At 42.2% G+C, this 23,573-nt stretch carries 16 protein-coding genes; 6 read left to right on the forward strand and 10 right to left on the reverse strand.

Annotated features, from left to right (window positions below; all coding sequences use genetic code 11):
- Positions 1 to 67 precede the first annotated feature (67 nt).
- On the forward strand, positions 68 to 961 hold the full coding sequence (locus Q1W14_RS09685; protein WP_300701136.1) for an AraC family transcriptional regulator: 894 nt from the start codon (positions 68 to 70) through the stop codon (positions 959 to 961).
- 230 nt (positions 962 to 1,191) lie between these two features.
- Here the strand turns inward: Q1W14_RS09685 and Q1W14_RS09690 are convergent, their stop codons facing one another.
- The 3 genes from Q1W14_RS09690 to polA form a co-directional block, all read right to left on the reverse strand.
- On the reverse strand, positions 1,192 to 1,827 hold the full coding sequence (locus Q1W14_RS09690) for an HD domain-containing protein (RefSeq protein WP_300701138.1): 636 nt from the start codon (positions 1,825 to 1,827) through the stop codon (positions 1,192 to 1,194).
- A 135-nt stretch (positions 1,828 to 1,962) separates the two neighbouring features.
- Positions 1,963 to 2,355 (reverse strand): DUF3836 domain-containing protein, encoded by a 393-nt coding sequence (locus Q1W14_RS09695; RefSeq protein ID WP_300701140.1) that lies wholly within the window; start codon positions 2,353 to 2,355, stop codon positions 1,963 to 1,965.
- Between the two features lie 278 nt (positions 2,356 to 2,633).
- Positions 2,634 to 5,489, reverse strand: coding sequence for a DNA polymerase I (gene polA / locus Q1W14_RS09700; protein ID WP_300701142.1), 2,856 nt, complete (start codon positions 5,487 to 5,489; stop codon positions 2,634 to 2,636).
- 86 nt (positions 5,490 to 5,575) lie between these two features.
- Between polA and Q1W14_RS09705 the strand changes: the two genes are divergently transcribed.
- Positions 5,576 to 6,550, forward strand: a complete 975-nt coding sequence (locus Q1W14_RS09705) for a polyprenyl synthetase family protein (protein ID WP_300701143.1) — start codon at positions 5,576 to 5,578, stop codon at positions 6,548 to 6,550.
- A gap of 74 nt (positions 6,551 to 6,624) precedes the next feature.
- Here Q1W14_RS09705 and deoC read toward each other — a convergent pair whose 3' ends face one another.
- The 7 genes from deoC to mnmG all read right to left on the reverse strand — a co-directional run bounded on the left by deoC (position 6,625) and on the right by mnmG (position 14,753).
- Positions 6,625 to 7,527 carry a deoxyribose-phosphate aldolase gene (deoC, locus tag Q1W14_RS09710; protein ID WP_300701144.1) on the reverse strand — a complete coding sequence of 301 codons (903 nt, stop codon included), beginning with the start codon at positions 7,525 to 7,527 and terminating at the stop codon, positions 6,625 to 6,627.
- On the reverse strand, positions 7,514 to 7,852 hold the full coding sequence (locus Q1W14_RS09715) for a nucleotide pyrophosphohydrolase (RefSeq protein ID WP_300701145.1): 339 nt from the start codon (positions 7,850 to 7,852) through the stop codon (positions 7,514 to 7,516). The genes deoC and Q1W14_RS09715 overlap by 14 nt, the downstream gene beginning before the upstream one ends.
- Complete coding sequence (dtd, locus tag Q1W14_RS09720; RefSeq protein WP_300701146.1) at positions 7,852 to 8,304, reverse strand: D-aminoacyl-tRNA deacylase; 453 nt, start codon at positions 8,302 to 8,304, stop codon at positions 7,852 to 7,854. The genes Q1W14_RS09715 and dtd overlap by 1 nt, the downstream gene beginning before the upstream one ends.
- 134 nt (positions 8,305 to 8,438) lie before the next feature.
- Complete coding sequence (locus Q1W14_RS09725; protein ID WP_300701148.1) at positions 8,439 to 10,382, reverse strand: LruC domain-containing protein; 1,944 nt, start codon at positions 10,380 to 10,382, stop codon at positions 8,439 to 8,441.
- An 81-nt stretch (positions 10,383 to 10,463) separates the two neighbouring features.
- Positions 10,464 to 12,287: an excinuclease ABC subunit UvrC gene (gene uvrC / locus Q1W14_RS09730; protein ID WP_300701150.1), complete on the reverse strand. Its 1,824-nt coding sequence runs from the start codon at positions 12,285 to 12,287 to the stop codon at positions 10,464 to 10,466.
- Positions 12,288 to 12,297: 10 nt separating this feature from the next.
- Positions 12,298 to 12,822, reverse strand: coding sequence for an adenine phosphoribosyltransferase (locus tag Q1W14_RS09735; RefSeq protein WP_300701152.1), 525 nt, complete (start codon positions 12,820 to 12,822; stop codon positions 12,298 to 12,300).
- A 56-nt stretch (positions 12,823 to 12,878) separates the two neighbouring features.
- Complete coding sequence (gene mnmG / locus Q1W14_RS09740) at positions 12,879 to 14,753, reverse strand: tRNA uridine-5-carboxymethylaminomethyl(34) synthesis enzyme MnmG (RefSeq protein WP_300701154.1); 1,875 nt, start codon at positions 14,751 to 14,753, stop codon at positions 12,879 to 12,881.
- 548 nt (positions 14,754 to 15,301) lie between these two features.
- Between mnmG and Q1W14_RS09745 the strand changes: the two genes are divergently transcribed.
- The 4 genes from Q1W14_RS09745 to Q1W14_RS09760 all read left to right on the forward strand — a co-directional run bounded on the left by Q1W14_RS09745 (position 15,302) and on the right by Q1W14_RS09760 (position 23,555).
- Entirely contained in the window at positions 15,302 to 15,556 is a 255-nt protein-coding gene (locus Q1W14_RS09745) for a hypothetical protein (protein ID WP_300701156.1), read from the forward strand.
- Between the two features lie 1,319 nt (positions 15,557 to 16,875).
- The gene (locus Q1W14_RS09750; RefSeq protein ID WP_300701158.1) at positions 16,876 to 20,040 is read left to right on the forward strand and encodes a TonB-dependent receptor; all 3,165 of its coding nucleotides are present in this window, start codon (positions 16,876 to 16,878) and stop codon (positions 20,038 to 20,040) included.
- 19 nt (positions 20,041 to 20,059) lie between these two features.
- Positions 20,060 to 21,553 carry a RagB/SusD family nutrient uptake outer membrane protein gene (locus Q1W14_RS09755; protein WP_300701160.1) on the forward strand — a complete coding sequence of 498 codons (1,494 nt, stop codon included), beginning with the start codon at positions 20,060 to 20,062 and terminating at the stop codon, positions 21,551 to 21,553.
- A gap of 187 nt (positions 21,554 to 21,740) precedes the next feature.
- Positions 21,741 to 23,555, forward strand: a complete 1,815-nt coding sequence (locus Q1W14_RS09760; RefSeq protein WP_300701162.1) for a glycoside hydrolase family 2 protein — start codon at positions 21,741 to 21,743, stop codon at positions 23,553 to 23,555.
- Positions 23,556 to 23,573 lie beyond the last annotated feature (18 nt).

Genomic DNA, 23,573 nt, shown 5'->3' on the forward strand with positions numbered 1-23,573 from the left:
AATTCCGTATAGTTTTTGTCTTTTACGAAACAAAACGTAATTTTACGGCTCTAAAGGAGAAGTGTAAATGGTCAAATCTCGTATATTCGATAATATCCAGTTGCTGAAAGAGCATCCTGAGATACCTCATTATGGAGAGGAAGTGGTTTGTTTCAAGAGCGGTTACAAAGACAGAAGCTATCCTGCGGACGAACAATATTTCAACCGGGAACTGTATATGATTCTCATTCTAGAAGGCCGTTCGGAGATTCAGTTGAATGGCGAACAGATCGTGATGGAGCGTAATACTTTGCTTATTCACGGAGCCAATTATCTGACCAGTCATTTGTCTTCAAGCCCGGATATCGAGTTCATTACTCTTTCCATATCGGAGTCTATGCAAACAAACGACTCTTACTTCACTCAGATAGTGAGCATACTGCTCGCCACTATGCGCCAAAACAAGCAATACACGCTTCGTCTGACGGATGACGAAGCGTGTGTTATTCATAAAGAACTGGAAGAATTGATGCGCTTGCTGGACTCTCAGCATAGCTTCCTGTTTCGGCGGGTACAGGCTTCGTGCAATGCATTGTTTCTGGATATTGGTGATTTCCTTTCGCGCAAAACGATTATAAAGAAGCACATCAGTCCTAAAGACCATGTTTTGCAGGAGTTTCATGCACTCGTTACCCGCCATTTCAAGGAAGAACATTTCGTGGGTTTCTATGCCGATAAGCTCGCCATCAGCGAACAATACCTCTCGCGCATTGTGCGTGGTGCCACCGGCAGGAGCGTGAATACCATCATCAACGAACTGCTTACCATGGAAGCACAGACGCTGCTAGGTTCACGAAAGCTTGCCGTGAGCGAGATTGCCGTCCGGCTTTGCTTTAGCGATGCTTCCGCTTTCTGTAAGTTCTTCAAGCGCAATACGGGGGAAACTCCACTGGAATTTCAGAAAGCGTTGTGGCGGCGATAGTTTTCTTTCTTTATATATCGTTCCATCTGCTTCGGATACTTTATCTTTAGAGGATGCAAATGATGCGTTTCAAGGCAGTATAGACCCGATTTGCTGGATGTATATATCCCATTCGCTGGATGTATATATCCCACGTGTTGCATCTATATATCCAGCGCGTTGCATTTATATATGCAGCAACTCAAAAAAATGAGGCATCTCAGGCTGCAGGCTTTAGCTCCTGATTATTATTAACCCAGTTTTGCCGTCTCCTCCTTGAACAGAGTTTCGAAGATATCCTTCAGTTGGGCTTCATCGGCAATGATGGCTTGCAGTTCCTTCAACTTTTCAGAGTTTTTGGACTGCGGGAACCAGAGTTTCAAGTAACCACCGGGAGCGTATTTTTCCATCAAGTGTTTGTAGAAGCGCTGGTAATGCCAGTCGATACTAGCTTCGGGGTAGTGTTTAAGTCCGTATTGAACAGTGCGGCGTAAGGTGGTGTCAGTATCTATTATCCGGTCGGCTTCAGCTACAATACGTCCGTAGATGCTACGCGGTTCGTGGTCGGTAGAAGCACGGTGGTCTTCTACGGCTTCTTTCATAAGTAATAGCTCTTCTTCGCTAAACCATTGGCGTAGATGGGCGTCTGCCATCAATAACTCTCCTGAAACGAGATGGTGTGTGGCACGGTCACGGCATAATCCGGTATCGTGGTAGGCAGCAATAACATAGACTAGTCGTTCATCTGCTTCGGGGTGTTGCTTGGCTAGGCTGAGGCTTTCCTCAATGACTGTCTGTACATGCGATAGATTATGCGCTTTGTCAAAGTATTCATATCGGGGGATAATCTCTGTTTCGATGTATGTGGTAAGGGCTTTGGATATCATTTTGTTTCTTATCTGTTTTGAAAGGCAAATATACAAAAAGGAGCCGAAATACATTGCGTACTTCGGCTCCTGATTGTTTATAGTAGGTTTTGGTTATTGTTATGAGTAAAATTTAAGAGAAAATGTATTTAGTTATTACATATTGGGGTTATCCATGGTAACTGTCATTTCAGGAACCAATATGTATTCACCTTGTTTCTTGTTCCACTTGTAATAAGTAGTAGTAACTGACTTGCCTTGGTAAGCATAACGGATACACATGTCATTGTCCCATGAATCTTTAGTGCTGTTCCACTTTAAGGCTTCACTTTCAGTCATGCGATTTTGATTATCATACGTGTAATTGTACTTCATATAGTTTGCCAAAGCACTGCCTTCCATCTTATAAACGGTCTGTCCAACCATTACGCCATTTACTTCTTCCGAATTGTAAATGAGGTTACTTTTGTTGTCAGCAGATGCATTTAATCCACAAACTAAGAGAAGTGCTGAGATAATCACTGTTTTTAAAGATACTTTTGCTTTCATGGTCTATTCTTTTTTTATTTATTACTTACTATATTCTATCAATGTGTCATTGATTTCGCTGCAAAGGTATGGATTATATTGACATAAATGCAAATAATAGATTAATAATTATCAATATGTCAATCAAGGCAAAAGGTATATGCTTTCTTTTTGGTAAGATAGATGACAAAAAAACATCCGGCGAATGAATTGCCGGATGTTCTTATGAGCAAACTGTATTTGGGAATGAATACTTGCCTTGCTTTCTGATTGTAAGTTAAATAACGTTATTGACCTGATTAATGTGCCTCCAACCAGTTATTTCCCCATCCACAATCGGCTTTCAGGGGTACGTGCATGCGATATGCGTGTTCCATTTCTTCGATTACAATTTTTTGCACAATCTCTTTTTCTTCGCTAGGAACGCTGAAATTTAGTTCGTCATGGACCTGTAAAATCATCTTTGCTTTCAGATTGTTACTAAGGAAGCGTTTATAGATAAGTGCCATGGCTACTTTTATGATATCAGCGGCACTTCCTTGGATAGGTGCATTGATGGCATTTCGTTCGGCATACCCACGGACAACTGCATTTCGTGAGTTGATGTCGGGCAGAAAGCGTTTGCGATGGAAGATAGTTTCCACAAAGCCATTTTCACGAGCTACCTGGATACTACGATCCATATATTCTTTGACTTGCGGATAGGTTTCAAAATATCCGTCTATCAACTCCTTGGCTTCCTGGCGGGGAACGTTCATACGCTCGGCAAGTCCGAAGACAGAAATACCATAAATGATGCCGAAGTTGGCTGTTTTTGCCTTGCGACGCATGTCGGCGGTTACATCTTTGATATCTATCTTGTATATTTTGGCAGCGGTGGCGGCATGAATGTCGTAACCACTGAGGAAAGCATCTATCATATTTTTGTCTTCACTCAGGTGTGCCATGATCCGGAGCTCGATCTGTGAATAGTCGGCAGAGAAGAATTCGCAACCGTCGTCAGGAATGAAAGCTTTTCGTATTTCCTTGCCGTCTTCGTCGCGGATAGGTATATTCTGCAAGTTAGGATTGCTCGAACTGAGTCGCCCTGTGGAGGTTACTGCTTGATTGAATGAAGTATGGATACGCCCTGTACGTGGATTAATCAGTTGAGGTAGAGCATCTATATAGGTGCTTAGTAACTTCTTCAATCCCCGGTATTCTAATATCTTACCGATAATATCGTGCTTGTTTCGAAGGCTTTCCAGTATCTCTTCGGAGGTAACGTATTGGCCGGTCTTGGTTTTCTTTGCTTTATCTACAATCTTTAGTTTATCGAAAAGCACTTCGCCTACTTGCTTGGGTGAGGCAATATTGAAGGTTTCGCCTGCCAGCTCGAAGATGCTCTTTTCTATTTCTTCGAGGCGAACGGTGAAATGCTCCGAAGATTGCTTCAAGGCTTTCGTGTCGAGGCGGACTCCATTGGTTTCTATATTGACAAGTACAGGCACAAGCGGCATCTCTATTTCATAGAATAGATTTTCGGCTCCTTGCACTTTCAACTCTTTTTCAAGAATGTTTTTTAGTTTCAAGGTGACGTCTGCATCTTCGCAAGCATACCGGTAAACTTCCTCCGGAGAGAGGTCGCGCATGTTCTTCTGGTTTTTTCCTTTGGCTCCAATTAGTTCGTCAATGTGGATGGTCTGATAGTTCAGATAGATTTCTGCCAGATAGTCCATGTTGTGTCGAAGTTCGGGTTGCAAAATGTAATGGGCGAGCATCGTATCAAAAAGTGTTCCTTTCACGCGGACACCATAATTTTGAAGAACAATCATATCGTACTTGATATTTTGTCCTACTTTCATAGATTTCTCATTTTCGTAGAGTGGTCGAAGCTCGTTTACAATTTTTAAAGCTTCTTCACGATTTGCAGGAACCGGTACATAGTACGCACGATTTTCTGCATCGCTGAAGCTCATTCCTACCAATTCTGCCTCCATGGGGTCGGTACCGGTAGTTTCTGTATCTATTGAGAGAATTTTGGTTGTAAGTAACTTTTGAATAAATTCTCGTCTTTTCTCTTCTGTATCAATAAGTTGATAATCCACATCAAGCGATTCTAAGCCCCTGAGATTTGAATTTTTGAAACCATCTGTGCCGTCGCCCGCAAAATTGGCAAACAAATCACCTTGAATATTGCCCTTATTTTCGGAGGGAGTGGCAGGTTGTTGTGCAAAGAGCGTTCCGGCAAAAAGATCGGGAGTAGCGGAAGAAGTTGAAGAGGCGGAGAGGGGAGCACTCTCTTTTTTCAGAACTCGGTTGATGAGTGTGCGGAATTCCAGTTCCTCAAAAATCTTGCGGAGTTCTTCTTCGTTCGGTTCTTCACGAACAAGCGCTTTCATGTCAAGTTCAATGGGTACATCAATTTTGATGGTTGCAAGAAATTTTGAGAAAGTAATCATTTCCCGGTTTGCCTCCACTTTTGTTTTAAGGGCACCTTTCAGTTGATCGGTATGTTCCAGTAGATTTTCAATACTGCCGAATTCTGAAATTAGCTTTTGTGCAGTTTTCTCTCCCACGCCCGGGCAGCCGGGAATGTTATCGGAGCTGTCGCCCATCAATCCAAGCATGTCTATTACTTGCGAGGTGGACTGAATATCGAACTTCGCTTTTATTTCTTCGGTACCCATTACTTCGAAGCCACCGCTATGTTTGGGGCGATACATGAATACATGATCTGATACTAGCTGACCGTAGTCCTTGTCAGGGGTCATCATATAAGTGGTTATACCCTGATTGCCGGCTTCGGTGGCGAGAGTACCTATTACGTCGTCGGCTTCGTAACCCGGAACTTCAAGGATTGGTATGCGATAAGCACGAATAACGTCCTTTATAATAGGTACGGAGAGGCGAATGGCTTCAGGCGTTTCTTCGCGTTGCGCTTTATATTGCTCGTAGGCCTCATGTCGGAAAGTAGGACCGGAGGGGTCGAATGCTACTCCGATATGAGTAGGGTTTTCCTTCTTCAGTACTTCTTCAAGAGTATTGACGAAGCCCAGAATAGCCGAAGTATTAAACCCTTTGGAGTTGATTCGAGGGGTCTTGATGAACGCATAATATGCCCGATATATCAGTGCATAGGCATCGAGCAGAAACAGTTTATCGGTAGAATTCATTGATTTATCCTTTTTTTCATGGTAAAAGTACAAAAAAATACGGTATTAACCGTTTTATTACTATTTTTGTAGGCAAATAGCGATGCATGGACAACTCATCACTGATAAAATCTCCGATTTTTGTTGAATTGGAGGACTTCAAAAAACTATTTGATAGTTCTCTCTCCAGTTCTAACCTTTTGTTGAATAGCGTAATTTCGCATATCCGGCAGAAGAATGGGAAGATGATGCGCCCTATTCTGGTGCTATTGGCTGCAAAACTTTATGGTGAAGTCTGTCCTGCAACCCTTCATGCAGCGGTTTCCCTGGAGCTGTTACATACTGCAAGCCTTGTGCACGATGATGTGGTTGATGAGAGTACCGAACGTCGTGGCCAGCTTTCTGTAAATGCGATATTTAATAATAAAGTAGCGGTACTAGCTGGTGATTTCCTCTTGGCTACTTCCTTGGTGCAGGTCGGCTTGACCCGCAATCATGCTATTATAGATGTGGTATCCCGTTTGGGACAAGATTTGGCAGACGGAGAACTGTTGCAGTTATCTAATGTCAGCAATCTTCAATTTTCCGAAGATATTTACTATGATGTTATCCGCAAGAAAACGGCTGTATTGTTTGCCGCTTGTACTAAGGCAGGTGCACTTTCAGTAGGGGCGGGCGATGAAAAGGCGGAATTTGCGCGTTTATTCGGTGAATATATCGGGCTTTGCTTCCAGATTAAAGATGATATTTTCGACTACTCTGAAAGTAAAGAAATAGGTAAACCTACAGGTAATGATATGCATGAAGGCAAATTGACTCTTCCTGTGATCCATGCACTGAATGCTACCAAGGATAAGATGGCTCAAAGTATTGCCATTAAAGTGAAGAATGGAGAGGCATCGACCGATGAAATAGCTTATTTAATTGATTTTGCCAAGCAGCATGGTGGCATAGAATATGCTATTGAAAGGATGTATGCTTATAGGGAGAAAGCCCTTTCTTTGTTAGTATCTATACCTGATTCTGATGTTAAAACTGCTCTTACTGCTTATCTGAACTATGTGGTGGAGCGTGATAAATAATTGATAAATATTTGTTTTTTAGAAAAAGCCTGATAGAAGAATCATCTCTTTATCAGGCTTTTTTGATATTGTATTTAGAAGAACTTAATTTCTTCCCCTTTAATTTCAGAGAGCAATAAATTGGCAAGGCGACTGGTTCCTAGACGGAATAACTCGTTGTTCAGCCATTCTTCTCCAAGCAATTCTTTTACGATAGTATAATAGATTAGTGCATCATTGACGCAGTTGATACCTCCTGCGGGCTTGAATCCTATTTTGTTGCCTGTCTGTTCGTAGTATTCCTTGATGGCTTGGCACATTACATAAGCGGCTTCGGGAGTAGCAGCAGGCTGCTGTTTGCCGGTAGATGTCTTGATGAAATCTGCTCCGGCGTACATTGATAGGATAGAGGCTTTCTTGATGTTAGAGGCGGTCTTTAGGGCTCCTGTTTCGAGGATTACTTTTAAGTGATGCTCTTTGCAAACCTCTTTAAGTTCCTGTATTTCCTCACATAAAGTCTCGTAGTCGCCTGCCAGGAATTTACCTACAGAGATGACAATATCTATTTCGTCGGCACCTTCCATGATAGCCATGGCAGTTTCTGCAACTTTTACTTCGATAAAAGTCTGAGAGGAGGGGAACCCTGCAGATACACATGCGATTTTTATGTTTTCTACTTCCAGTGTATCCTTTACTACCTCGGCAAAATTAGGGTAAACACAGATGGCTGCTACATTTTTAAGATCAGGAAATTCTTCGTCGAACTGGTTTACTTTTTGGGTAAACTTCATAACGCTTTCATCATTATCCGTAGTGTTCAGTGTGGTAAGATCAATACAATTGAAGAGAAGTTTCTTTACTTCAAGAGTATTGTTAGCCGGTACCTTTTCTGTAATTATCTTGGCAACTTTTGTTGCGATTTCTGCGTCATCCAGTTGGGTGTTGTACTTTGCCAATGCGGCATTATGCTTGTTCTGGGTAGGTTCATTCATTTCCATGATCTTTTAATTTAGGATTATTGATATGTCTTGTTTGGTCCCGTTTGGTTTTCTTCTCAAAATTGCGGGCAAAAGCTTCGGTCAAATTGACTCCGGTCTGGTTTGCAATGCAGAGAAGTACCCACAGAACGTCTGCAATTTCTTCGTCGAGATTGTCTTTTTCTCCTTCTTTGAAGGATTGATCACCATATTTGCGTGACATAACGCGCGCCAGTTCTCCTACTTCTTCAGTAAGAACTGCCATGTTAGTGAGTTCGCTGAAATAGCGTACCCCATATTCCTTGATCCAGGAATCTACTTGCTTTTGGGCTTCTTCTAATGTCATTATTCCTTGTTTTTTGTATCCATACAGATGGTCACTGGGCCATCGTTCAATAATTCTACCTTCATATCGGCACCGAATTCGCCGGTACCTATTTCTTTTCCTAATGAAAAACTTAATTCCTTGCAAAATTGTTCGTACAGCGGAATGGATATTTCAGGTTTGGCTGCCCGTATGTAGGAGGGGCGGTTGCCTTTCTTGGTCGAAGCATGTAGCGTAAACTGGCTGATAACCAATATCTCACCGTTAATATCCAGAATAGATTTGTTCATGACTCCATTTTCGTCATCAAAAATGCGTAGGTTGACTATCTTTTTGCAGAGCCAGTCGATATCTTCTGGTCCGTCTGTTTCTTCGATGCCTACCAAAATCATAAGTCCTTTACCAATAGCCGATTTGCAGGTTCCGTTAATGGTGACGGACGCATGCCCGGTGCGCTGTATAATTACTCTCATGTTACTTTAATCCTATTTGAGGTTATCTGACTAAGGGCTGTTAGTCCCTTTGTTAGTCAACAAACAGACCACCTGTTCGGGGTGAACAGATGGTCTGTTTGTGTATTTCGTGTGCAAATATACTGATAAACTCTTTATTCTGCAGGATATTTATACCAATCTTTATGAGTTTTACCTTCAGAGTTTACCCAATCCTTAAAACGAGGATAAGCTTTGTCGATTCTTACTCCTTCTTCAGGCATAGGGAAGTCAGTTACTCCAACGAGATTTAACGCAAAGGGGAATTGATTATTCCATCTGCTCATTATGTAATAGAGTCCTTCTGTCGGTCTGTAAACATCATGCCTAGTTCCTAAAATGGATATATCCATCTTGTCTGTAGGTAGATACTTGGGCAGATGCAATTCTTTTCCTCTGCCTAAATCAGATTCAATGTAGATAAAGGGATTATATGGGGGTATTACGGTTGCTTCTTTGAGGTCGTTTACCTCAACAGTTACGACGATAGTCTTTCCTATTACATCCTTGGGATTATCGAACAGAAGGATGGTAGGATGACTTTGTCCCGGTTCCAGAGTGTTGCCTTCCATGTATTTTGTTGGCCCTGCTCCATCTATAATTACACGGCTTATATCGCTGGAAGATAGGTTGTTAAGTTGGAAACCAAAGCCTGATTGCAACAATGTGATTTCATTGTAGCGGGGCGTGAACTCATTTACTAACTTGTATACTAGGTTGTTATTGACGGTGTTTTTATATACCTTACATTTATAATCAACCATGATATCGTTCATGTCGTAGTCTCCCATTGACGGCCAATAATCTTCAAAAGAGAGCGTTCCCGTATAAGTAACAAAATTGTCATTATTGTTTGGCGGATTACCCACATCCGGTATGCTTGGGATATTGTCTTCGATAGCATCTCTTTTCTCTATTTCAAGATAGAAGGTGGCATCATTGTAGCGTTTATCTACGTTGTCTTCAAATCCAATAGCTACAATTTGATTGGAATCCGGTTCTTTTAGTGATACGCATCTCTGTACTCCATCAGAATTCAGATTAGGAAGTGAATATCTGCTATAGTTTGTTATGTTGATGTCACCACCTGTTTGAAAGCCCATACCTTGCATCCACCATCCGATTGTAACTCCTGCCGGGAATTCGTCCAGATACTTTGTTCCATCCCAATACTTCAATAATACTCTGTCTCCGCTTACCAAGGCTCCGGTATTATCATCTTTGGTGATATGAGTAGCCGCGGGAAATGCTATAATCTTTGTAACTTCGGATGTGTTGGTAGGTTCTTTTCCGGTGGGGTAATGGAAATAACCTACTACATTTTTCCAACCAGCAGAACTGTTGATGAAACACAGATAAACTTTGGTCGGTTTTACTATTTTTATTTCTGAACTGTAGTTGGAACCAAAGAATTGCTTGCCATAGGTTCTATCTTGCATGGCGGTTCCATCGTACTTCACAAATATCTGGTTGATGTTATACAAGGTTCTTGCATCTGGCAATACTCTACCAGGTGTTAAGTAATCGGGAGTTCCGTAATCGTTCCAGTCGCCAAGAATCATCCATCCGTCAGGGTAGGTGTGCTTGTTGGGGGTGGCAGCTCGTGTCGATGATGCTCGTCTTGTTGTAGCTTTCTGTACATATTCGGTTTGATTAAACGAAATCTGCCCTTCGTTGATAGTCAGTTGAACAGGAGAGACTGTTCCTGGATACTCAGAGTATAGCCATACTTCAGATAGGGCTGACATTGTTTGAATCTCGCCGGAGAATTTTCCATCCTCGTCTGTTGTGGCACGATAAACGGGCTCGATGTTCTTTTTTACGAGTTCGTTGTTTGCATTTTCCTCTATGGGGTTTTGATCATAGAGTTCGAATAGTACCTGGTAATTTTTCCCTTTAAAACCATAATCAATGGTTACATTGACCGTCTGACTTAGGTCAAAATCAAAGAACTTTTCAGCAGGAACTTTGACGTATACATCCAATTGTTCTAAGCAACTGGTAGCAAAAAATTGTGTTGTGGCAATACATATAATTGCAAGTAAAGTTTTCTTTTTCATTGCCATGTTTGTTTAGTAATTAATTTAATTCGCAAATATATGAAAATAAATGGAATATGTGTTATTTTGTGCGTATGAATTCTACTCCTGCTCCCCGAAGTATTCTCTGATAATCTTTGCTTTCGATTCACCTACGACAGCAGCCAATTCTTCTAATGAACTTGCCTTGATTCGTTTTACGCTTTTGAGCTCTTTGAGTAAAGCGGCTTTGGTCTTCTCTCCAATGCCGTTTATCTCGTCCAGAGCCGATGCTATCTGGCGTTTGCTGCGTTTATCGCGATGGAAGGTGATAGCGAATCGGTGTACTTCATCCTGTATTTGAGTCAACAGTCTGAAAAGGGGAGTGTTTTGTTTTAATCCGATGGTTTGGGGTGGGAAGCCATAGAGCAGCTCTGATGTGCGGTGTTTGCCATCTTTGGCAAGTCCGGCAATAGGGATGTTTAAGCCTAATTCGTCTATTACCTCTTTTACGGCGCTCATTTGCCCTTTTCCTCCGTCGGTGATTAGCAGGTCGGGTAGGGGCAGTTTCTCTTCTATAGCACGCTGATAACGTCTCTTGACGACTTCTTTCATGGAAGCATAGTCATCCGGTCCTTCTACGCTCTTGATATTGTACTTTCGATAGTCCTTTTTTGATGGCTTTCCTTTGATGAATACAACGCATCCTGCCACGGGATCGGAGCCTTGAATATTGGAGTTGTCAAAGCATTCTATTTGCATAGGCAATCGGTCGAGATGCAATTCCTGCTGAATTTCCTTTAAAAGGCGGACAATTCTCTGTTCCGGGTTGAGCTTCTCCGCTTGTTTCATGCGGTCTGCTTTGTATTGCTTGACGTTTAAAATGGAGAGTTCCAGCAGTTTCTTCTTGTCGCCTCGCTGAGGAATGGTGAATTCTACGTCTTTCAGTTCTATATCCAATTCGAATGGGACAATGATTTCACGTGAAAGGCTTTTGTATCTCTCCCGCATTTCAATAATACCCAAAGAAAGCAGTTCTTCTTTGGTTTCCTCCAACCGTTTCTTGTATTCGAACGTGAAAGCCTGGTTGATGACTCCATTGGTAATGTGCAGGTAATTGATGAAAGCTGACTTCTCATCATTGTCTTCTTCAATAGAGAATACATCGATATTGTGCAAGATATTGCTTACGACCTCTGATTTCGCACGGTAATTCTCAATGAGCATATACTTCTCCTTGACTTTCTGTGCTTCCTCGAACTTCATTTCGGCGGCAAGCTCTTGCATTTGCTGGAAAAGCAGCCGTTCTACTTCCTGGGTATTCCCTTTCAGTATTTCTTTGATTTCACCGATGTTTTTGAGATAGTCGGCTTCTGTTTGCTTGCCGACACAAGGGCCTGCACAGTTCTTTATGTGATATTCCAGGCAGACATTAAACTTCCCTGCGCGGATGTTTTCCGGAGTAAGGCTCAGGTTGCAGGTGCGTAGGGGATATAAATGCTTGATAAGTTCCAGTACAGCATTCATGGAAGGTGCATGGCTGTAAGGGCCATAATAGGCTGAGCCGTTACGTATTATCTTCCTTGTTTTGAATACACGTGGAAAGAATTCATTGGGAACGCAAATGGATGGATAAGTCTTATCGTCCTTCAACAAGACATTGTACCGTGGTTTGTATCTCTTGATAAGGTTGTTTTCAAGTAATAGCGCATCTTCTTCTGTATTGACCACGATATAACGAATATCGGCTATCTTGCTAACCAATACACGCGTTTTACCCGGTTCGTGTTCCCTATTGAAATAGGAAGAAACTCTTCGCTTTAGATTTTTAGCCTTTCCAACGTATATGATGACGCCTTCGGCATTCAGGTATTGATAAATGCCGGGACTTTCGGGAAGGTTGGATACAATTCCTTTTAAATAGTCGTTAGCTCTAAGTTCTTCCATGTGATTTTAATTATAACGAGAGTACAGGTTGTACATCTACCTCTTTGCCGAATGCATCGAGACCATGAAGCTCTTTCAGCTCGATGATGAAGTTTACATAGATCTTTTTGTGATTCATCTGCTTCACTAATTTGCATGCAGCTAGCATGGTGCCTCCCGTTGCCAGCAAATCATCATGCAGCAAAACAACATCATCTTCGTTGATGGCATCTTTGTGCATCTGTACGGTGTCTTTGCCATACTCTTTGTCATAGCTTTCTTCTATAGTTTCAGCAGGGAGCTTTCCTGGTTTACGGATAGGGATAAAACCTGCACCTAATCTGGTAGCAAGGATTGGCCCCATAATGAAACCTCTTGATTCTATTCCTACTACTTTAGTGATCCCTTTATCTTTATACATATCATATAAAATATCTGAAAGCTCTTGCAATGCTGCCGGATCTTTGAATAAGGTAGTTACGTCGTAGAATAAGATTCCAGGTATAGGAAAGTCGGGTATCTCTCGAATGCTTTTGATTAATGTTTCTCTGCTCATAATCAGTTTATTTAATATGTTTATTGAATTGTTTGTTTCACGTGGAACTGCGCCGCTTATCGCCCGCAAAGTACCAATAACACGTTGATGTCGCTTGGCGACACTCCCGGAATTCTGCTCGCTTGGGCTATTGTTTCGGGATCTATCTTCTCCAACTTTTGTCTGGCTTCGGTGGAAAGGGACTGAATGGAATTATAGTCGAACCTCCCTTTTATTTTGATGCTTTCCAATCGTGCCAGCTTATCGGCAATGATTCGTTCACGTCCAATGTAACCTTCATACTTAATAAGTATTTCTGCGGCTTCTATAATTTCTTCCTTTCTATCGGTGATTTTATCCAATTCGCGTTGGAGGGCACTGACTTGTTCCGCCATATTCTCAATGGTTACTTGTGGACGGTTTATTAACTCTATCAATTTACAACCTTGACGGAGTGGAGTAGTACCAAGCTTTTCGAGTGTCGGATTGATTAATGCCGGTTTCATCGAATAGTTTCGTGCGAATTCTATGATGCTGTTCACTATTTCGCGCTTTTCTTTCAATAGTGTGTAGCGTTCTTCCTTAACAAGTCCTAGCTTCCATGCTTTCTCGGTGAGTCGCATATCGGCATCATCCATACGGAGTAAGATGCGATATTCGGCACGTGAGGTGAACATACGATAGGGCTCATCTACACCTTTCGTCACTAAATCGTCGATTAATACGCCGATATATGCTTCGTCACGCGCCAAGGTGAAAGGCTCTCCACCGTGACAATTGATGTGTGCGTTGATACCTGCAATGATACCTTGTCCGCCGGCTTCTTCGTAACCGGTGGTACCGTTTACTTGCCCTGCAAAGAATAGATTCTTTATTTTCTTCGTTTCCAACGTATGTTTTAGTTGGGTGGGGTCGAAGAAATCGTACTCTATGGCATAGCCGGAGCGGTAGATTACCAAGTCCTTGAAAGCTGGTACCTTTTTCAGTGCTGCAATTTGGATGTCTAATGGTAGTGATGAAGAGAAACCATTTAAGTATAGTTCTTGTGTCGTTTCTCCTTCCGGTTCAAGGAAGAGTTGATGTTGTTCTTTGTCGGGGAAGGTTACTATTTTAGTTTCTATACTTGGGCAATAACGTGGGCCGATACTCTGAATTTGTCCGTTGAAAAGGGGAGAATCGGGGAGACCTTCGCGCAGGATTTGGTGTACTTCTTCGTTAGTGTAGCAAGTCCAGCAAGGCAATTGTTTCAGGTGGCGCACACCTGTATTCATATAAGAGAACTTATGGAAATCGCTTTCACCCTCTTGTATGTTCATGAGGTCGTAGTTCACGCTTCGCCCGTCAATGCGTACGGGTGTACCCGTTTTCATTCTATCATACGTGATGCCATGTTGGGCAATGGATTCTGTTAAATGGTAAGATGCAGGTTCTGCCATTCGTCCACCGGGGAGCATGGTGCGTCCTACGTGCATCAATCCGTTGAGGAAGGTGCCGGTAGTTAGTACTACACATTTGGCACGGAAGGTTACTCCCCAAAGGGTAACTACCCCACAGATTTCTCCGTTTTCAACGAGTATTTCCCGTACTGTATCTTGCCAGATATGTAGGTTGGGGAGGTTTTCCAGAATCTCTCGCCATGCCCAGATAAACTTATTACGGTCGCATTGTGCGCGTGGGCTCCACATGGCGGGGCCTTTCGAGCGGTTCAATATGCGGAACTGGATGGCGGTCTGGTCTGTTATTAATCCCATGTAGCCACCCAAGGCGTCTATTTCGCGTACTATCTGCCCTTTGGCAATGCCTCCGACTGCCGGATTGCAACTCATCTGCCCGATCTTATTCATATCCATGGTGATAAGACAGGTCTTTGAACCCAGGTTTGCAGCGGCAGCGGCAGCTTCACATCCGGCATGTCCGGCGCCGATTACAATAACGTCATACTTAAATTCCATTCGTTCAGAGTGATTTTTTATAATGCAAAGTTACGAAAAAGTTGTGGTTCTTTATGCTCCGTCATCGGAATGCATTTATATTTCAACATTAATTATGCAGATAATCCCTCTGTTTTTTATTCTTTTGTAGTTTGCAAATGAGTAATTGCACTTACATTAATTTATTTCTGATGGCTCATGAAGTGCGCATAAAGCCCCCTAGATTGGTGTACTTTTCATATTATATCCTTTGTTTAGTCTTTAGAAAAGAATATCTTTGTTGCATCTTTCACTTGTGGGTGGAGGATGCCTTTTATCGATTTTGAGATAACATTTTATTATTCGTATAAACTGAATCTGGACAATTCTTCGTAGTGCGAGTAATAAGTGGAAGTCTCCACGTCCAAGTTGCATATAACTTTGTTATATACGCTTTGGCGTGGGACTATTACTTATTATGTACTATGGGGGCCGTCCAGAGCCTAGTTTATGCATAATAATGTCAATAGTTCCCACGCCATTTTTTATTGGCTTGTTGGGAACAAATACATAACTTAAAAACCAAAGTCATGGATAAGTGCCCTACAGGTTGTTGTCGGATGAAGAGAGATTTGGACAACGCTGATGATCCTTTTGAGTTTTTAGCCAACAATCATCCTCTATCAATTGTACTGGATAAGTTGGACGACCTATCTGAACAAGAATTGAAATGTGCAGTTTGCCTGTATGGTTCAGTGCTTCTGAAACTATCCCATAAGCGTTCCTTTGGGGAGAAATTGAAGGCCCTATTTTGGAAACCCAGGAAAAAGAATAATGACTATTAGCCAGACGAATGTAATAAGCGCAAAGCGCCATACCCTATCTTATATTTTACTTATGATACGAATCCAGAGTTGAATAAGGTTTTTGCTTGATTCATTTCTGACGGGTTATGAATTAATTCTGAAAGGAACACAAATTACGCAAATTACACAGATATTGTCTTTCTGCATATCTCACTGTACACAGCGCAGCCTAAGCCTGAAGGGCTTTTATCTTACAGCCCAGGGCATCGCCCTGGGTATATATAATAGGTTGTTAACGTTGCGCCCTGAAAGGGCAAAATTCTCTATAACAGGTCTTATGCCCTTTCAGGGCGCAGAGTGTGGGGACATTCAGAGACCCAGGGCGATGCCCTGGGCTGTAAGATAAAAGCCCTTCAGGCTTAGGCTGCGCTAAATTGTCATTTACTTTATGTATTTTCCTTTTAGCTTTTTTCCCCTTTAGCTTCTTTTTGACGGTTATAGGATAAAATAGGAATTCATATTATTTCTATATTATTTGAGAAAACCATGTGATAATGTTTAAATTTAATCAAGTTTTCCCTCTTATGAGTAATCCCTTGTCAGAGTACCTCCTGAGCAGAGTGTTTTCTTGACACCGAGAAAGGTGGGGTTCGGCACCGAGGAACCCCTTGCTCGACACCGAGGAACATGCCCTTTCTCGGTGTCGGAAAAAACAAAGATAAGCATGGCTGTTTAGAATGTAACGTATTCATACTGTTTTCAATTTTTCCCTCATTGTAATGAAGGTGGTAGTTTATCATTTAGTTTATAACTAGTCGGTTAGTTCATAACTAGTCGTTTTAAGTTAATCAATTCCATCCTGTTTGTTAGACACTGGTGTTTCTTTTGTCAGATACTAGTGCTTGTCACGATACACGCCAGTGTTTGACACGATATACACCAGTGTCTGACAAGCTGAACACTAGTGTTTGACAACTGAATAAGAATAGACGGTAAAATTGTGGATAATTTATTGATAATAAATGATATAGCTTATGTGATTTGCTTTTTCATACATCTACTCGTCTAAATATTATCTTTTGGAACTATACGTTTCCTTAGAAAATACATGCAAAGCATTGAAAGTAGCAAAAGAAACAATAGCTATGCCTTTGAAACCAGAGAATAGCTATACATTAAGAATAAAAAGAAAAATGAAAGAGAATATTGAGTAGCTTATTTCTCTTCTTTGGCTTATTTTTTAATCAAAATGTAACTTTTTACTTAATATTGCTTTTCTTTTTGAAAAACTTCCCTACTTTTGTAGTGATTGAATATTAAAAACTGTTTTGATTGATTAATTTTAAGATGAAGAAGGTATGAGAAAAAAGTTCTTATTATTATTCGTCATCTGTCTGTTTATTGGGGCGGACATGGCGATGGCTCAAACAGCAAAAGTCTCGGGAATAGTATTTGCTGAGGACAACAATGAGCCCATTATTGGAGCATCGGTATTGGTAAAAGGTACAACGCTGGGGGCGGTTACCGATATCGAAGGAAAATTCACTATCTTGAATGTGCCAAGCACGGCGAACACATTGGTGATCTCTTTTGTAGGTATGCGTAAGCAAGAAATTCCTATCAAGCCGGATGTGAAGGTTGTATTGAAATCGGACTCTGAATTGCTGGACGAAGTGATGGTAGTAGCCTACGGTACTGCTAAGAAAAGCAGTTACGCCGGTTCTGCCTCTTTGGTGAAAGCGGATGCTTTGAAGGACATTCCTACTACCAGCTTTGAGAATGCATTGAATGGAAAGGTTGCCGGACTTCAGCTGACGAATAATTCCGGTCAGGCAGGTTCAGCACCCGCTATCCGTATTCGGGGTATCGGCTCGATGAATGCAGGTAACGAACCGCTGTATGTGGTAGATGGCGTACCGGTTTCTTCGGGAAATACCGGACAAATGAGCGGTGAACTTTATTCTACCAATAATATTATGAATACGTTGAATCCGGAGGATATTGAATCTATCTCGGTTCTGAAGGATGCGGCTGCATCTTCACTTTACGGTTCGCGTGCAGCAAATGGTGTTATCTTGATTACTACTAAGAAGGGGCAGATTGGAAAGCCGGTAGTCACTTTGAAAGCTGAAGTAGGTTTTACTCCCTGCTGGGCAACGGACAATTACGAAGCAGCCGGTGTGCAGGAAAACGTGAATATGCTCTATAGCGTATTCCACGATTACCGTACGGCGGGTAAGGGAGAAACGGATTCGGAAGCCAGTGCGTATGCTTTGGGGCAATTGAATGATCGTTTCAATCAACACGGTTATCAGTTTACGACCAACGGTACAGGAGCCTATGAAAACGTGAATATTCTTGAATATGACAACTCCGGTCGCGGGGGCAAATATTACGACTGGGATAAAGCATATTTCCGTACGGCAGTTTATCAAACCTACGATATGTCTGTGAGCGGTGCCACACAGAATACCAATTACTATACTTCTTTGTCGTATACCAAAGACGAGGGGCGTTTGAAGAAAAACAGTTTCGACCGCGTTTCAGGTCGCCTGAATTTGACTCAAAAGGTAGGGAAATTTCTGGAACTTACTACCAATGCAAACCTTGCCCGTACAAAGAAAAGTGGCTATAACGATACTCGCAATACGGGTAGCAACTACTTTATGCAAACTCGCAATCTTTTATGGGGACTCTACTGGCCAACTGATTACAAGACCGGTAATCCCTGGACCGAACGTTATGGTAGCTATGCTTATAACGGCGTCTACTACGACAACGAATGGGAAAATGCTTCTACCAGCCTCAAAATCATGGCTGCCGAAACATTGACTTTGCATTTGATGCCGGGACTGGACGTACGTTCTATCTACTCTTATGATAATACAGCTGTAAAAGATAATATATATTACAGTGCCAATCACTTTAATGGTTCGGCCGATAATGGAAATGTAAGTGAGTTTCGTACTACTTACGAAAAGATGGTTTCTTCTACAACTGCCAACTACACAGGTGCCTTTGATAAGCACACCGTAGGCGCCATGCTGGGTTTTGAAGCCGAAAAGAATAAGACCGACTATGTGCGTGCTAGCGGAAGTAACCTTGCAACGAGTATGATTCATTCCGTATCTACCGCTGGTACACAGACCTCTGCCGGTTACTCTTGGGGTAATTCAATGGTATCGGTACTCTCCAAACTCGATTATAATTATGATGAACGTTATTTCGTTTCGGGTTCCTATCGTCGTGATGGATCTTCTCGCCTCAGTAAAGAGGAACGTTGGGGTAATTTCTGGTCAGTGGCAGGAGCATGGAATATCATGAAAGAAGGATTTATGAATGACATCTCTTTCTTGAGTAATCTGCGTATACGTGCTTCATACGGTGTTAACGGTACGTTGCCTTCGGATAATTACGGTTATATGAGTTTGATAAGCTATACCAACAAATATATGGGTAATCCCGGCGGAACCATTACAACGGTAGCCAATAGCAAGTTGACCTGGGAGACTAGCTACAATACTAACATCGGTATCGACTTCGGCTTTTGGGGGCAACGTCTGCGTGGTACGGTGGAGTATTTCAACCGTAATTCAAAGAACCTATTGCAAGATGTGCCTATTTCAACCGTAACCGGGTTCTCATCTACTTTGCAGAATGTAGGATGTATCAATAATCATGGTTTGGAAATAGAGTTGAACGGTGATATCATTGATCGTGACGGTTGGCTGTGGAGTGCCGGTGTTAATGCGACTTTCCTTCGTTCGGAAGTGAAAGAACTGTATGGAGGAGCCGATATTATCTGGTACGATCCTACAAGTAGCGATAGCCGTGCGCAATATGTATATCGTGAAGGACAATCCACGCTCGCCTTTTATGGTTATGAATGGGCAGGAGTGGATAAATCCAACGGTAAAAACGTCTATTATGTAAATGATCCGAAAGATGCTAAAGCCGGAGATTTTGAATATAACGGACGGGGAGCTACTTACGATTATGACAATGCCAATTTCTCAGTCATCGGCAATGCCATACCTAAAGTTTACGGTGGAATCAATACTTCCGTATCTTTTAAAGGGATCGCTCTCTCCTTAGGTTTTACTTATAAAATAGGCGGTGACCTGTACGATGGCGCTTATATGGATGTGGCTGACGATGGTTACTATTGGGAGCGCATACGTGCCAAGAGCTACTATGAAAACCTTTGGACTCCGGAGCATACCAGTGGTTCGCAACCTCGTATTGAAGGACTTGATTTGACTGATCCCCAGCAATATAGCAGCCGTCACCTGTGTGATGCCAGTTACTTGCGTTTGAAGAGTCTTACTTTGGCTTACACATTACCTAAAGCATTGACGCGTAAGGCTTTCGTTGAGAACGCCCGTTTCTTCTTCAATGCCGGCAATCTTTGGACGATAGCCAAATATAAAGAGGCTGACCCGGAAGTGAGTGAATATGGTACACGTGGTTGGGAAACGCCTATCGGTAAGACGTTTGTACTGGGTGTTGAATTGAAATTCTAATGAATAGGAGAGAAACAGAATGAAAAAGATATATTATTTATGGGTGTTTGCACTGTTGAGTGCTCTTACATTTACTTCGTGTGACGGCTTTCTGAATATGCAACCGGGCAATTCAGGGAATGCGGAAGGAGCCATTGTTACCGCAGCCGATGCTCAAGTGGTTATTAACGGCGTGATGAGCGCAATGACTTCATCTTCTTATTATGGTCGGAATCTCTTTATGTATGGAGATGCCAAAGGAGGTGATTTGACTATTTATTCTGCCGGTCGTGGGCTGGATGCGTTCTACACTTTTAATCATACACCGAATAGCGGTAGTTATTCCGGATTTTGGAGCCGCGGCTATTACTGCATCTTGCAGGTGAATACGTTATTGAGTAACATTAAAAAGCAAGAAGAAGCAGGAAGCATTGAGGACTTCTCATCGGCCAAAGGACAAGCTTTGACCCTGCGCGCGTTGTTCTATTTTGACCTGGTACGCATATATGGCCTTCCTTACAATTACAACAAGACTTCCTACGGTGTTCCCAATATTACCGAACCGCTGACTATTGAAGCACAGCCTACACGTGCCACAGTTGAAGAGAACTACCGCCAGATATTGCAAGACTTGTCGGATGGTGCCACTTATATGTCGGATAACCCATCAAGGCAGAATGGGTATATAGGTTATTATGCGAATATCGCTTTGCAAGCGCGTGTAAAGCTCTACATGGAAGATTATGACGGTGCGCTGGATGCAGCTAAGGAAGTGATAGAAAGTAAAAAGTACAGCCTCTATAAGTCCGAAGAATGGGTAACGTCCTGGAGCAAGCAATTTGGTTCCGAATCCATCTTTGAGTTGGGCATAACTACGGAGGAATCTGACTTGGGCACTTCTTCCCTTGGTTTCTATTTGATGCGTTATAAGCAAGTTAAAAATGCGATGGGATGGTTCCTTGCCAGTGACTACTATCTGAACCGTTTGGGAGAGGATACCAAGGATGTACGTTGGGGAATAATGGATAATGATGAATACTGGGTTGATAACAAGGTTGAACGTAAAGGTGCCTGCTATAAATATATGGGTGGTACCAGTCTGCCGGGTGATGGCAAGGCTACCAATACGGCTGTTAATATTAAAATTATCCGTCTTTCCGAGCTTTATCTGATAGCTGCCGAAGCTGCCTTGCACTCTACCGGACCAGATGCTGGAGCTGCTGTTGCTGCCGGTTATCTGAATGAGATTCGTAAGCGTGCTCCGCAATTGGCACCCGCCACTGCTGCCACTATTACAGATGATATGATTCTGGATGAACGTAGCAAGGAGCTTTTCGGTGAAGGACAACGCTTCTTCGATATGATGAGAATGAACAAAACCATCGAATTCAACGATGATTTTCAGGATGTGCCCGTAAGCCACCGTGCGAAGACGATTGACCGTACCTATGGAAAGATCGTACTTCCCATTTCTCAGGATGAAATCAATGCAAATCCGGCATTGAAGACTCAGCAAAACGAAGGATATAAGTAAATTGAAGCTGGTAAGTTGAAGGTTGAAAATGGGCTGTGTTATCATGTTGGCATGGTAATTTTCAACTTTCAACTTTTTAATTTTATGCTCTGCACAATAAGTGCTATTTATTGGTTATATTATTCTATTAATCTTTTCCCAATCGGTTTATCTTTGCTTCCGTAGAAATCAATAAATTATTAGTACTATGCGAAAAGCAATTATCTTATCGTCATTGTTGACGTTATTTGCTATCGGAAGCTCAGCACAATGGCAACCGGTAGGCGACAAAATTAAAACCGAATGGGCATCTCAGATTAATCCTTCCAATGTATTGCCTGAATATCCTCGTCCGATTATGGAACGTAACGATTGGAAAAATCTGAATGGACTGTGGGACTATGCTATTATAAGTAAAGGTGAGCGCATTCCGGAAACTTTCAATGGAAAGATTCTTGTTCCTTTTGCCGTAGAATCTTCTTTATCCGGTGTAGGAAAGAATGTAGGCGAGAAGCAAGAACTGATATATCAGCGAAGTTTTGACGTCCCTTCTGCTTGGCGTGGAAAACAGGTTCTACTGCATTTTGGCGCTGTAGACTGGAAAACCGATGTATGGGTGAATGATATTAAAGTAGGAAGCCACACCGGAGGATTTACTCCATTCTCTTTTGATATTACTCCCGCATTGACTGCCAAAGGAAATAACCGATTGGTTGTAAAAGTATGGGATCCAACGGATAAAGGGCCTCAACCCAGAGGAAAGCAAGTAAGCAATCCCGAAGGAATCTGGTACACGCCTGTTACCGGTATCTGGCAAACAGTATGGATGGAGCCTGTATCACAAAATCATATTAATAATCTTCGCATTACCCCCGATATTGACAATCAGTTGTTGACTGTTAAAGCGGAACTGAATGTAAATTCTCCTTCGGATATTGTTGAAGTAAATGTATACGATGGTAGCCAACTGGTAGCTTCCGGCAAAAGCATTCATGCAGAACCAGTAGAAATAACCATGCCCGAAGGTACTAAACTGTGGAGCCCGGAATCTCCTTTCCTCTATACGCTTAAAGTGACCTTGAAAAACGGTGATAAAATAGTAGATAAGGTAAACAGTTATGCTGCTATGCGTAAGTATTCTACACGTCGTGATGCAAACGGTATTGTGCGATTGGAATTGAATAACAAAGCGTTGTTCCAATTTGGCCCGCTCGACCAAGGCTGGTGGCCCGACGGATTATATACTGCTCCTACCGATGCTGCGTTGCTGTATGATATTCAGAAGACGAAAGATTTCGGTTTCAATATGATTCGCAAGCACATTAAAGTAGAGCCTGCACGCTGGTATACACATTGCGATCAACTCGGAATGATTGTATGGCAAGATATGCCGAGCGGCGATCATAACCCGCAATGGCAAAACCGTAAATACTTCGATGGAATCGAACTAAAACGCTCCGCTGAATCCGAAGCTCATTATCGTAAGGAGTGGAAGGAAATCATGGATTGTCTGTATTCTTATCCTTGTATCGGTACATGGGTTCCGTTTAACGAAGCGTGGGGCCAGTTCAAGACTCCCGAAATAGCAGAATGGACTAAGCAATATGATCCTACTCGCTTGGTAAATCCGGCAAGTGGCGGCAATCATTATACTTGTGGCGATATGCTCGATCTTCATAATTATCCGCAACCCGAAATGTACCTTTACGACGCTCAACGAGCAACTGTTCTCGGTGAATACGGAGGAATTGGCCTTGTCTTGAAGGATCATCTTTGGGAACCGAATCGCAATTGGGGATACGTACAATTCAATTCTTCCAAAGAGACTACCGATGAATACGTGAAGTATGCAAATATGCTGTATGATATGATAGCCCGCGGCTTCTCTGCTGCCGTTTATACTCAGACCACCGATGTGGAAGTAGAAGTAAATGGCCTGATTACTTACGACCGCAAAGTAATAAAATTGGATGAGAAACGTGTTAAAGAAGTGAATACACGCATCTGCAACTCGCTGAAGTAATTACCTTAGCAGGAAATT

It is taken from the genome of Bacteroides sp. (assembly GCF_030151085.1).
Taxonomy (GTDB): domain Bacteria; phylum Bacteroidota; class Bacteroidia; order Bacteroidales; family Bacteroidaceae; genus Bacteroides.

Coding starts and splice junctions, on each gene's coding strand:
- deoC (WP_300701144.1), bottom strand. CDS start 7,527: ATGGAAATGAATGAACCTACCCAGAACAAGCATAATGCCGCATTGGCA.
- Q1W14_RS09690 (WP_300701138.1), bottom strand. CDS start 1,827: ATGATATCCAAAGCCCTTACCACATACATCGAAACAGAGATTATCCCC.
- Q1W14_RS09725 (WP_300701148.1), bottom strand. CDS start 10,382: ATGAAAAAGAAAACTTTACTTGCAATTATATGTATTGCCACAACACAA.
- mnmG (WP_300701154.1), bottom strand. CDS start 14,753: ATGGAATTTAAGTATGACGTTATTGTAATCGGCGCCGGACATGCCGGA.
- Q1W14_RS09695 (WP_300701140.1), bottom strand. CDS start 2,355: ATGAAAGCAAAAGTATCTTTAAAAACAGTGATTATCTCAGCACTTCTC.
- dtd (WP_300701146.1), bottom strand. CDS start 8,304: ATGAGAGTAATTATACAGCGCACCGGGCATGCGTCCGTCACCATTAAC.
- Q1W14_RS09685 (WP_300701136.1), top strand. CDS start 68: ATGGTCAAATCTCGTATATTCGATAATATCCAGTTGCTGAAAGAGCAT.
- Q1W14_RS09705 (WP_300701143.1), top strand. CDS start 5,576: ATGGACAACTCATCACTGATAAAATCTCCGATTTTTGTTGAATTGGAG.
- Q1W14_RS09750 (WP_300701158.1), top strand. CDS start 16,876: ATGAGAAAAAAGTTCTTATTATTATTCGTCATCTGTCTGTTTATTGGG.
- Q1W14_RS09735 (WP_300701152.1), bottom strand. CDS start 12,822: ATGAGCAGAGAAACATTAATCAAAAGCATTCGAGAGATACCCGACTTT.
- polA (WP_300701142.1), bottom strand. CDS start 5,489: ATGAATTCTACCGATAAACTGTTTCTGCTCGATGCCTATGCACTGATA.
- Q1W14_RS09755 (WP_300701160.1), top strand. CDS start 20,060: ATGAAAAAGATATATTATTTATGGGTGTTTGCACTGTTGAGTGCTCTT.
- Q1W14_RS09760 (WP_300701162.1), top strand. CDS start 21,741: ATGCGAAAAGCAATTATCTTATCGTCATTGTTGACGTTATTTGCTATC.
- Q1W14_RS09745 (WP_300701156.1), top strand. CDS start 15,302: ATGGATAAGTGCCCTACAGGTTGTTGTCGGATGAAGAGAGATTTGGAC.
- Q1W14_RS09715 (WP_300701145.1), bottom strand. CDS start 7,852: ATGACATTAGAAGAAGCCCAAAAGCAAGTAGATTCCTGGATCAAGGAA.
- uvrC (WP_300701150.1), bottom strand. CDS start 12,287: ATGGAAGAACTTAGAGCTAACGACTATTTAAAAGGAATTGTATCCAAC.